This is a genomic window from Acetobacter sp. P1H12_c (genome assembly GCF_018811975.1).
GTDB lineage: Bacteria > Pseudomonadota > Alphaproteobacteria > Acetobacterales > Acetobacteraceae > Acetobacter > Acetobacter persici.
In genome coordinates, this window is sequence record NZ_JACRVR010000069.1 from 1 (window position 1) to 5,200 (window position 5,200).

At 54.5% G+C, this 5,200-nt stretch carries 8 protein-coding genes; 1 reads left to right on the top strand and 7 read right to left on the bottom strand.

Going from position 1 to position 5,200, the window contains the following annotated elements; genetic code table 11:
* Nucleotides 1-293: 293 nt before the first annotated feature.
* The 4 genes from bamE to KP699_RS15835 all read right to left on the bottom strand — a co-directional run bounded on the left by bamE (nt 294) and on the right by KP699_RS15835 (nt 2,764).
* On the bottom strand, nt 294-683 hold the full coding sequence (gene bamE, locus KP699_RS15820; protein ID WP_215763291.1) for an outer membrane protein assembly factor BamE: 390 nt from the start codon (nt 681-683) through the stop codon (nt 294-296).
* A gap of 136 nt (nt 684-819) precedes the next feature.
* Nucleotides 820-1,221 carry a helix-turn-helix domain-containing protein gene (locus tag KP699_RS15825; protein ID WP_215763292.1) on the bottom strand — a complete coding sequence of 134 codons (402 nt, stop codon included), beginning with the start codon at nt 1,219-1,221 and terminating at the stop codon, nt 820-822.
* Nucleotides 1,218-1,781, bottom strand: a complete 564-nt coding sequence (locus KP699_RS15830; RefSeq protein WP_215763293.1) for a helix-turn-helix domain-containing protein — start codon at nt 1,779-1,781, stop codon at nt 1,218-1,220. The genes KP699_RS15825 and KP699_RS15830 overlap by 4 nt, the downstream gene beginning before the upstream one ends.
* 449 nt (nt 1,782-2,230) lie before the next feature.
* Nucleotides 2,231-2,764, bottom strand: coding sequence for an RNA 2'-phosphotransferase (locus KP699_RS15835; protein WP_215763294.1), 534 nt, complete (start codon nt 2,762-2,764; stop codon nt 2,231-2,233).
* A gap of 167 nt (nt 2,765-2,931) precedes the next feature.
* Here KP699_RS15835 and KP699_RS15840 point away from each other — a divergent pair, with 167 nt between their 5' ends.
* Entirely contained in the window at nt 2,932-4,266 is a 1,335-nt protein-coding gene (locus tag KP699_RS15840) for a hypothetical protein (protein WP_215763295.1), read from the top strand.
* Nucleotides 4,267-4,394: 128 nt separating this feature from the next.
* Here the strand turns inward: KP699_RS15840 and KP699_RS15845 are convergent, their stop codons facing one another.
* Genes KP699_RS15845 through KP699_RS15855 form a run of 3 tightly spaced genes read right to left on the bottom strand, consistent with a single transcriptional unit; the run spans nt 4,395 to nt 5,083 of the window.
* A complete protein-coding gene (locus tag KP699_RS15845; RefSeq protein WP_215763296.1) occupies nt 4,395-4,676 on the bottom strand; it encodes a type II toxin-antitoxin system RelE/ParE family toxin in 282 nt (93 codons plus the stop codon).
* Nucleotides 4,676-4,867: a stability determinant gene (locus KP699_RS15850; RefSeq protein ID WP_215763297.1), complete on the bottom strand. Its 192-nt coding sequence runs from the start codon at nt 4,865-4,867 to the stop codon at nt 4,676-4,678. Before KP699_RS15850 ends, KP699_RS15845 begins: the two co-directional genes overlap by 1 nt.
* 36 nt (nt 4,868-4,903) lie before the next feature.
* A complete protein-coding gene (locus tag KP699_RS15855) occupies nt 4,904-5,083 on the bottom strand; it encodes a CopG family transcriptional regulator (protein ID WP_215763298.1) in 180 nt (59 codons plus the stop codon).
* Nucleotides 5,084-5,200 lie beyond the last annotated feature (117 nt).

Here is a 5,200-nt window from a genome sequence, read left to right on the forward strand (position 1 = left end):
CAGAAGCCATTCCCGAACGGCAGCATATGGAACCGTGCGGCCTGCATCGGCATCAGCAATTCCGTCTTTGACTGCAGCTATAAAGGCCGCTGTTTCGGTGCTGTCATGCTGGACGATCGGGTGTGTAATCATCACGCCATTTCTCCAGTTCAATTGAGCTTAGCAGCCGGGGGCGTGGCCGTAGGATTTGTTCTGCCTATCCTTAACGGTTCTCAGACAAACTGCCCCACTTATCGTGACCAGGTCCGATAAGTGGGGCAGAACGCTCCCAATGCATCAATCAGATGCACAGATCAGAACAAACCAGCAGATGACTTCACAGCAGACGAATTCATAGAATGATGCCAAACAACATCACCATTAAATATAATAGTTAAATGCTTAGCAGTTCCATGCTGACCCTGATGTAAATCACCGTAAACAGGGATAAAATTAGCAGCATCAGCTTTTGAATTATCAAAAGTATATTGCCACTGTTCATGCCCGCTATCTGTAAACGAAGTTTGTGCAGGGTCACCAAAAAGCTGACGGACCTGTTCTTTCGTCGTGGTTCCATCATGGATTTTTTGATCGATGGAAGCGCCTGTTTCATTTTTGATGGATTCATTGCCACCAGAAGCACAAGCAGAAAGTGCCATCATGAGGCTTAAGCCAACAGCAGAAGTTATTTTTTTAATACGCATTTGGTTGTTTTCCATATTGTAAATTAAATTTACGACCAGATTTTAATACGGATATGCATCAGTAAAAAAAAGGGTTTCTTTTTCTAGTATGCTGTGAACCTTCCAAATCTGGCTCTTGTAAGTTGCGGCAAGACGTTCACCAAAACCACCATTTGCGTGGTCGTGATTCTGCCAGTTTCTGGGCTAATTCGCGCCAGTGATCACGGTCAGATTCGACGGTTGCCCGAAGTGTTTTTTCGGCTTCGAGTTCAGCCTTTAAGCGCGCCAGTTCGAGTGTCTCTTTGGGGATCGGATCGGGGTGTGCATGGGTGTGCACAGGGTGTGCATCGGCCTCTTCCTGCACAGTGTGCGCACATTGTGCAGGGTGTGCAGATAGCCAAGCGTTCAGATCGTCAGCTTTGATCCGCCACAGGTTCTTGTTGTCGCGAAAAGCCTGCAAATCTGATGATTTTATAGCCCGCATGATCGTCCAGCGGGAGACATCAGCTATCTGTGCAGCCTGTGCAGGCGATAGGTGTGCAGGGGTGTGCGAACTCACTGTGTAAGATCGTTACGGCTGGTGGCGGGTAAGTCGGGTTCCATACCTTCAAGAGAGGGTTGGGAAGGGGGCGGCATACCGGGGCCGGTAGGTAGTTGGCGTTCGCCCGGCTGTAGCGATGGGATATGTTCCAGAGGTGGTTGCGCACCAATATCGGCATTGTCGGGCTGTTCGTTATCGGAGACCAGAACCGCTGCCGAAAACAAGCTGTAGCGGATGCCATCTCGTGCACCAGACCATGCCACCCGGTCGTTCACGATGTAGGCGTTAACTGTGCCAGATGCACCGATTTGGCGGATTTCGATCCAATTTTCCTCTTTCAGAACTTGGAGAGAGCGACGGACGGTCCGAGTGCTGCACTTAGTCAGAGTGGAAAGTGTTTCTTGACTGGCGACCAGAGCGTTGTGTCTGCCCATTTTGGCAATGATCACATGCAGAAGGGCTGCTGCACGAGGGTTTTCAACTGCGAGAATAGACCATCGCTCATGTGCTGCACGTTCAGTTTGTACCCATGTCCCGGTTGGTGGAGTGGCGATCTGAATTTTCGGTTCTAAAGGCATTCATGGTGTCCAGAATCGTGACATGGATGTCCTGACCCTAGGTCAAATCTATGTCCATATCAATGACGTATTTGTCATAATATTGGACAAACCTAGGACATAGCTGGTGTCCGGGGGGTAGGACACCAGCTATGTCCTACCCCCCCCCTTTAAGTATTTGAAATATAAGGGATTATGCGTTTTTCTCTTCTATGATCTTAAGAGCCGTCCACGAAGCCCACGGGACGAGGCCCGCGAACGCCCTCGTGAGCGGTAGCGGGCCTCGGGTCCTGTGGACCCTCGGGGGCGGATCAGAGACATTTTTGAGGAGAGTTATCCCACCCCAGACGCCTTCGGCGGCCTACGGCGCTCCCGCACTGCGCTCGCTCTGGTGCTGCAAGGTCAGCAAAACAAGTTAGATGGAATTTGCTCAAGGGGAGGACGTGTGTGGGAACAGTCCGTGTTTCCAGTCAAAACGCCAAATAGGCCGGAGAGACGCTAGGAACGAGCCAGACGCCATTGTCAGCCTGATAGAAGGGAATCTTATTCCGAAACATCAGACCGGCCTCTACGGCCAAAATAACGGCCTTCCCGTGCAGCTCTCCGACACGCTGCGCGGTCTCCCGGTCCGCGGAAAGGTGGACCATCTGGCGGCGACCCGGTTTCAGACCATCCCGGAAGATCGAGGGTAGGTTGTCGCGGGCGGTGCCATGCCAGAGCCGTTCGGGCGGCTGGACGGCGGGCAGGTCGAGATCAATCGACAGAGAGTGGCCCTGTGCGGCCCGGATGCGCAGGCCGTCCGGCGAGAGGGTGAAGCGCCGCTTGTCGTTCGTCTCGACCACTCGCCGCAGGGTGGAGAGGTCGAACGGCTTGCCTGCCCGCTTCGCCAGCCGGATCAGGTCGGGCACGTTTGCCCAGCCCTGCCCGTCCAGCATCAGGCCGATCCGTTCCGGTTCATGTCGCAGGATCAGGGACAGCAGCCGGGCAACTTCTCCATCCTTCATCGTCAGTCCTCGAAGGGGTTCAAAGGGGTCTCCCCTTGTCCGCTGTTTTTGGGTAGGGTCCAAAAAACGGATAGCGGGTATCCTTTTTATAAAAAGGATACCAACTTGTATCAAGTCAGTACGAGTTGTGGTGAGATAATATGAAGGGCAAGTCTGGGTCTGTTCGGATGAAATCGCTCGATGCGTCTGGTCTGGCGGCGATGGAACGACACGAAAAGCGCCTCGATTACGTTGGCAGTAAACGGGCCATCAGGGATGTTCCGCCGCTGGTTTACAGTCCGTATGGCGATGGACTGGATCTCGAACAGAGCTATGCCGCTCATGTTGAAGGGACGAAGCGCAACAAGGGTGGACGTGCTCTGGCACGGCACGGCTTCTTGCAGTTCCCCACGGACCTGCCCATCACCCCTGAGAACGAACAACAGATGCTGGATGAGGCTGTGGCCTTCATCAATGCAACGCATGGCGGGCGGGCTGTTTTCCGGGCACGACTGGACCGAGATGAAGCCGGACGGCATGGGGTCGATGTATTCTTTGCACCGAAATACGAGAAAAAGACTCGACGCGGGAAGGTGGTTGAGGACTGGATCAGCCTGTCAAAGTTCGGCAAGGAACTGGCCCTAGAACGGTTCGGAGAGCGGCAGAAAAAAGAGAAAAAACTGGAATCTGGTCTTTTTGAGCCGGTATTCGATAAGACCGGTAAGCCCGTCATGGAGCGATGTGACAGCCCCGTCTTTCAGGGGAGGGCACTTCAAGATTTATGGACCGAGCATCTTCGCGATAGGATGGGGCTGGAATGGGTCGAGCGGGGCAAGGTGAAGGTTGGCCGTGACCAGGACCGGCTGGAGCCGGAAGAATACAAGATCGCCCAGGAGCGGGAGAAACTGGAAGCCGTAAAAGCTGATCTGGCTGCCAAGGTACGGGAACTGGATACGCGCGAGATTGCTTTGGCAGAAAAAGAGGCGGCGTCGGTCTCGCGTTCGGCAGCTATCGGAGAGTTTGTGAGGGCTTTCCGTTCCGGTGAGATTGCAAAGGTAATTCCATCTTCAAAAAATCCCGGAAAACTCACGTTTACCCGTCCGAACTCCCTGTCGGATGACAGGAAAGCCAGACTATCAGCATGTTGGCGCGAGATACCGGCGCCGATGCGGACGGTCCTTGGGGATGTCAGTTCGATGCGCGATGTCTTTCAGAAAGAGGCGCTTCGTGAGGTGAGTGCAGCCTTTAACGGGCTGATAGGTGCGTGGGCCGTCAAGGAAATCGGGCCGAGACCGGATAAGGTAGGTAGCGGTGAATGGACTCTTCTGCGCCCCGTGGATGAAGCCAGAAAGGCCTGCTTAGCCGAATGGGTACGAGGTGTCGGGGTGGCGGTGGAGCGGGTCGTGCGGTTCTTGATCGAACGGCTGGGAGTGTTCGCTGACGATCTAGACGAAAGGAGGAAGGCTGCGAAGGCTGTCGAGATTGAGGACAATTGGGACGACAGCCCCTCTCTCGGTATGTGAGGCGATTTAGCCGCTAAAACGCTCCTTGTCCCTTGAGCAAGCAGGTGTGTGCTAGGCACAAAGCAGAACAGACCCGGAGCGAGCGCAGTGCGGGAGCGCCGTAGGCCGCCGAAGGCGTCCGGGTACGCTTAGAAAGGAAATTGGCGGCGGGCGTGGACCACGTTGATAATTTCAACGCTGGTTGCCGTCACTCGATACAGGATGATGTAATTCGGGTGGGCTACGATTTCGCGCAGGCCGGGAACCCGCTCACTGATCGGGTAGAGGTATGGGTGAGACGATAGGGGCAGAACGCAAGAACGGAGCCGATGCCACATCCGCTCCGCTGCACCGATATTGTTTTCACCAATGTATTCCGTGATGACTGCAAGGTCTTCGTCAGCGGTTTCGGTCCAGACGATAGGCAGCATCAGGTAGCTTTGCGTTTGTGCAGTTTGGCCAGTCGTTCGGCCATGCGCCGCTCGACTTCATCATGAGGGATTGGCGGGCGTGGATCGGCTAGACTGGCGGCAACCTTGGCCTGAAGCCATGCGGTATAGGCCGCTTCCTGTTCGACCGTCTCGAACTCGGAGACGATGGGGGAGAGTGCTTCGCTCATCATGCGGCTCCTGTCGTTGGTGCTTGATAAAACACCATATCAGGAAATTAGGTTGGGTGCCGGTTTTTCGTGTTCGGTTCCCCATGACAGAAGCCATTCCCGAACGGCAGCATATGGAACCGTGCGGCCTGCATCGGCATCAGCAATTCCGTCTTTGACTGCAGCTATAAAGGCCGCTGTTTCGGTGCTGTCATGCTGGACGATCGGGTGTGTAATCATCACGCCATTTCTCCAGTTCAATTGAGCTTAGCAGCCGGGGGCGTGGCCGTAGGATTTGTTCTGCCTATCCTTAACGGTTCTCAGACAAACTGCCCCACTTATCGTGACCAGGTCCGA

Bases quoted from the DNA above. Each gene is read 5' to 3' on its own strand.
- KP699_RS15845 (WP_215763296.1), bottom strand. From the start codon at position 4,676: ATGCTGCCTATCGTCTGGACCGAAACCGCTGACGAAGACCTTGCAGTC.
- KP699_RS15830 (WP_215763293.1), bottom strand. From the start codon at position 1,781: ATGCCTTTAGAACCGAAAATTCAGATCGCCACTCCACCAACCGGGACA.
- KP699_RS15840 (WP_215763295.1), top strand. From the start codon at position 2,932: ATGAAATCGCTCGATGCGTCTGGTCTGGCGGCGATGGAACGACACGAA.
- KP699_RS15850 (WP_215763297.1), bottom strand. From the start codon at position 4,867: ATGATGAGCGAAGCACTCTCCCCCATCGTCTCCGAGTTCGAGACGGTC.
- bamE (WP_215763291.1), bottom strand. From the start codon at position 683: ATGCGTATTAAAAAAATAACTTCTGCTGTTGGCTTAAGCCTCATGATG.
- KP699_RS15835 (WP_215763294.1), bottom strand. From the start codon at position 2,764: ATGAAGGATGGAGAAGTTGCCCGGCTGCTGTCCCTGATCCTGCGACAT.
- KP699_RS15855 (WP_215763298.1), bottom strand. From the start codon at position 5,083: ATGATTACACACCCGATCGTCCAGCATGACAGCACCGAAACAGCGGCC.